The sequence below is a fragment of the Dyella sp. genome, from assembly GCF_036568765.1.
Lineage (GTDB): Bacteria > Pseudomonadota > Gammaproteobacteria > Xanthomonadales > Rhodanobacteraceae > GSA-30.
Genome location: NZ_DATCRY010000206.1, coordinates 1 through 4,817, shown reverse-complemented (window position 1 = coordinate 4,817; position 4,817 = coordinate 1). Strand labels below are relative to the sequence as shown.

The window sequence follows — 4,817 nt, the reverse complement described above, 5'->3', positions numbered from 1 at the left end:
CTGCACGGATCACGGCAGCCGTTGCCGCCATTACGTTTCGAATGCGGCAGGGACGATCCTTATCTGACGGCCAATCGCGAACTACACCATGCTTTGCGCAACAGCGGTATCGCACATGACTATGTCGAGGGCGAAGGCGGGCACGATTGGGATTATTGGCGAAGCGCGCTGGAAGGCACGCTGCGGTTTTTCGGAACGGCGCTGAAGCGCCTCAAAGGTTGATATGTCGACTGCACGTTCGCTGCTTACTATGCTTGTCCTCCTCGCCATGGCTTGCTCAGCGACTGCCGCAACCCGCGATGTCCCTCCCGACATCGCCCCTGCCGATGAAGTCTTCTATCAGATCTTCGTGCGCAGCTTTCAGGATAGCAATGGCGACCGCCGCGGCGATTTGCGCGGCATCGTCGCCAAGCTCGATTATCTCCAGCAGCTGGGCGTGACCTCGCTGCTGCTTACACCGCTGCAACCCTCGCCCTACTATCACAATTACTTCGCCACCGAATTCAAGGCGATCGATCCGGCCTACGGCACCCTGGCCGATTACACTGCGTTCATTCGCGCTGCGCACAAGCATGGCCTGAAGGTCTATCTGGACCAGGAATTCCAGTACGTAGCCGAAGGTCATCCATGGTGGCGCGACGCACTCGGCAAGCCCGATTCCCCGCTTGCCCACCGCCTGCTGTGGCGCGACGCGGCGCATACCGTGCCCGAGCCCTTCCTCGACAGACCCAAGTGGGCAGGCTACGACGGCCGCGACTACGGCATCGCCATGGTCGATCTGAACCGACCGGAAGTGCGGCAGTATTTCCAGCAGCTAATGCTGTTCTGGATCGACCCGCATAACGACGGCAGCGGCAGCGACGGCGCGGATGGCCTGCGCATCGACCACATGATGGATGACCTGGATCACAAGGGTTTGGATCGCAATCTGTTCGCGGCCTTTTGGTCCCCGATGTTCGAGGCGTTGAAGCAACGTCGGCCGAGCCTGCGCATCCTCGCCGAGCAAGCCGATTGGGGCTACGGCGCCGACTGGCTTACGCGCGGCCACGCCGACATGGTATTTGCTTTTCCGTTGCGCGGAGCACTCGTGCAGTTGGACAAGCTGACGATCGTCAAAGCCCTGCGCGAGACTGCCGCCGTCACGCCGGCGGGTAAAGACCAAGTGATTTTCCTGGAAAATCACGATGTCGATCGCTATATGTCGACGGTCGGAGACGATATGGCCCGCGCCCGCGCCGGCGCGGCTATCGAACTGACGCTCAAGGGCGAGCCCTTGATCTACTACGGCCAGGAACTGGGCATGCGCGGTCGCGCACTGAAAGACATTCCCATTTCGGATGGCATCCAGATTCCCTCGCGCGAAGCATTCCGTTGGAAAGCAGATCTGGATGCGGCGGGCTCGGCCACCTGGTACCGCGGCGACCGCCCTTGGTGGACACAGCGCTACAGTCGCTCGTACGACGGCACCTCGCTGGAAGAAGAACAGGCCAAGCCCGACTCGCTCTACAACTGGTATCGCAAACTGCTGGCGCTACGGCATACGCGATCGGAACTGCGTGTCGGCCAACAGACCCTGCCCTGCGATGACGCCTCCCCCGTGCTGTGCATCTTGCGCGAGCACGGAGCAAGGCGCAGCCTCCTGCTGGTCAACCTTGGCCGTACCGCGGCACGCCCTTCGCTTACGCCCGATCTGGCCGACGGCAAGTGGACCGACCTGCTGGAAGCACATAGCGACGGCACGCCCGATATGCCTCTGCAACCCCTTGAAGTACGGATGCTTGGAACGCCTTGACGGGTTACCCTGAGGGCCATGCGCCTGCCACATCTCGAGCGCCCGATCTGCGAGCCGGTCGAACTGCTACCGGGCGCGCCTGTGCGGGCGGAGCGGATCGCGCAGGGTAACGAAGCGAGCGCCAGCGAGCCGTTCGTGCACTACCACGATGTTTACGAGCTGGTCTTGTTCGGCCAGGTGGGCGGGTGGTTCAGCACCGGCGAACGACGGTACGCTCTCGCGCCGTATAGCGTGGCCTACGTACCGTCGATGTGCGAACACGATTTCGCGCTGGATCCGGGCCCACGCGATTGGACCTTGGTACAGATCGATGCGGCGGCCGGTGCGGCGCTGACACGCGCCCCCGGGCTCGAGCGCTTGCACGCGGCCTTCTGTGCTCGCCCCGATCATGCCTTGCAACAGCGCCTGCATACCCTGGGAGTCTGGCTGACCGAGCTGGACGCCGCCGATCCGCTCACCTTGCCGCTCGTCGAGTTACTGCTGCGTTCGGCAGCGCGCGCCGAACTCGTCGAAGGCGAAGCCATGAGGGGCGACCGCGTCGGCCTGCATCGTCTGCGACCTGCAATCGACCGCTTGCGCGAAGATCCTGCGCACGCGCCGGGGGCTGAACACGCCGCCGAACTTTGTGCGCTATCGCAGGCGTATTTCAGCCGCCGGTTCAAACAACAGGTGGGTTTGAGCTGGAGCGATTACGTCCGCATGCATCGGCTGCATCTTGCCAGCCGCCAATTGCTGGAGAGCGACCAGAGCATCAGTGCCATTGCTTATGGGCTGGGTTTTGCCACGCCATCGCATTTCACGGAGCTGTTCCAGCAGCGCTTCGGTATGTCCCCACGGGATTATCGGCGTGCCGGAGGTAGGCTCAGATCGCGAGGAGCCAGTTCAATCTCGAGATGATGCGCACACCGGGCCACACCCTGCGCCCCTCACCGGCGAAGAGGCCGAAATTTGTCATGTCCACGCACTGAACCCTGCTGGCCGAACACCTGCGCCCGCTCAATGGCCATGGCGGGCTGCAGGCCGGCCTGTCAGGGGCCGACCACTGGCTGACCTTCGGACTGAACTTCGCGTTCTAATGGCTGGCCGGCATATCGACCTCGACCGGCTTGCCGAGATTTTCAGCCGAGCGCCCTTCGACGACCGTATACGATCCGCCACGCACCGCCCAGCGCCGATTCGCTACGTCGAAATCCGCGAGCAACCGGCGTTCGAGCGGGATATCGAGCACACGTCGCTCGCCGGGTTGCAAAGCCACCTTGGCATACCCTGCCAGGCGCCGGGTCTTGGCGCCCGGTGGCTGCACATAGACTTGTGCGACATCGGCGCCGGAGCGCGCACCGGTGTTATGCACTTCGACCATGGCGTGCAGCGTACCTTCGCGTGTTTCCACCTTGAGCGGACCGTGCTGGAAGCTTGTATAGGAAAGCCCGTAGCCGAACGGATATAGCGGATGCGTACCCTGCCGCTGGTACCAGCGGTAACCGACATCGGCCCCCTCGATCGCATAGCTCACACTGGCCGGCGGCGTACCGCCGGTTGCGCCGGCAAGTTCCGGGCGCGGCAACTGCGCCAGCTCACGCGGCCAGCTAAAAGGCAGCCGCCCGGAAGGACTGACCTTGCCGAACAACAGGTTCGCGATAGCGTGCCCACCGTCGCCACCCGGATACCATGCCGCGAGCACCGCCGCAGTGTGGGGCAACCAGGGCATACTGACCGGACCACCCGTCTCAAGTACCACGATTGTGCGCGGATTGGCTTCGGCCACTGCGCGTACCAATTCGTCTTGGTTGCCCGGCAGGTTCAGGTCAGGCGCATCGACCGATTCGGCGGCCCATTTGGTGACAAAAACCACCGCGACTTTCGCGCGGCGCGCAAGCGCAACGGCATCGGCCACGTTGTCGCCACTGGCAAAGTCGACCTTGGCCGAGGGTGCGGTCTGACGAATAGCCGCCAGCGGCGCATACGGGTGATATATCACCGGTCCCGGCCACGCGGTCGGTGCCAGACCCGGCACGGCGTTGCCGCCCTTGGCCATGACCACCGACGAACCGCCGCCGGCCAGCACGCCTTTATCAGCGTATCCGCCAATGACTGCGATCGACTCCAGATGCGTTGCATCCAACGGCAATATCGCATTTTCGTTGCGCAACAAGACCGCGCCAGCTTCCAGCGTCTTGCGGGCCACGGCCAGATTAGCCTGTTCGTCGACCGGCTTGCCGCGTGCAGGCTGATCGAACAGCCCCGCGGCGAACATGCTGCGCAGGATGCGATGAACCATGTCGTCCAGTCGCGCCTGCTTGACCTCGCCGCCGGCTAGCGCCGCGCGTAGCGGTGCGTCGAAAAACACCTGCGGATCGAAGGTTTCGCCGGCCGACTCCTGGTCCAGGCCGGCATTGGCGGCCTTGGCCGCGCTGTGCACACCGCCCCAGTCGGACATCACGAATCCCGGGTAACGCCAATCCTGCTTGAGCACCCGATTCAGGAGATAGTCGTTCTCGCAAGCCCAATCGCCGTTGACCTTGTTATACGAGCACATCACCGAGCCTGGCTGCCCATGCTCGATCGCCAGTTCGAAGGCCAGCAGATCCGATTCGCGCATGGCCTGCTCGCCCAGCTGCGCGTCGATCGTGTTGCGCGCGGTTTCCTGGTCGTTGACCGCGTAATGCTTGACGGTGGAAATCATGTGCTGACTTTGAATGCCGCGTATGGCCGCACCGACAATGGTGCCGGCCAGCAGCGGATCCTCGCCCGCATATTCGAAGTTGCGGCCATTGCGCGGCTCACGCAGCAGATTGACACCGCCGGCGAGCTGCACATTAAAGCCTTTGCTGCGCGCTTCGCCACCGATCATGGCGCCGCCGTTATAGGCAATCTGGGGATCGAAGCTGGCGGCAGTGGCAAGCCCGGCCGGCAAGGGCGTAGCAGTATCGCCCGGACGCATTGTTCCAGAGTTGGCTACACCCAGGCCCGCATCGCTTTCCTGCAAGGCGGGAATGCCCAGGCGCGGAATGGCGGGGACATAGCC

4 protein-coding genes are annotated in these 4,817 nt (G+C 63.4%); 3 read left to right on the top strand and 1 reads right to left on the bottom strand.

Annotated features, from left to right (window positions below; genetic code table 11):
- The 3 genes from VIM98_RS14645 to VIM98_RS14635 form a co-directional block, all read left to right on the top strand.
- Nucleotides 1–222: alpha/beta hydrolase-fold protein (locus tag VIM98_RS14645; RefSeq protein ID WP_331993847.1), on the top strand; the 222-nt coding region annotated here is incomplete at its 5' end.
- A gap of 28 nt (nucleotides 223–250) precedes the next feature.
- Nucleotides 251–1,792 (top strand): alpha-amylase family glycosyl hydrolase, encoded by a 1,542-nt coding sequence (locus VIM98_RS14640; RefSeq protein ID WP_331993846.1) that lies wholly within the window; start codon nucleotides 251–253, stop codon nucleotides 1,790–1,792.
- An 18-nt stretch (nucleotides 1,793–1,810) separates the two neighbouring features.
- Nucleotides 1,811–2,689 (top strand): AraC family transcriptional regulator, encoded by an 879-nt coding sequence (locus VIM98_RS14635; RefSeq protein WP_331993845.1) that lies wholly within the window; start codon nucleotides 1,811–1,813, stop codon nucleotides 2,687–2,689.
- Nucleotides 2,690–2,864: 175 nt separating this feature from the next.
- On the opposite strand, the gene VIM98_RS14630 is transcribed toward VIM98_RS14635, so the two are convergent.
- The coding region (locus VIM98_RS14630; protein ID WP_331993844.1) for a beta-glucosidase family protein at nucleotides 2,865–4,817 on the bottom strand (1,953 nt) is incomplete at its 5' end.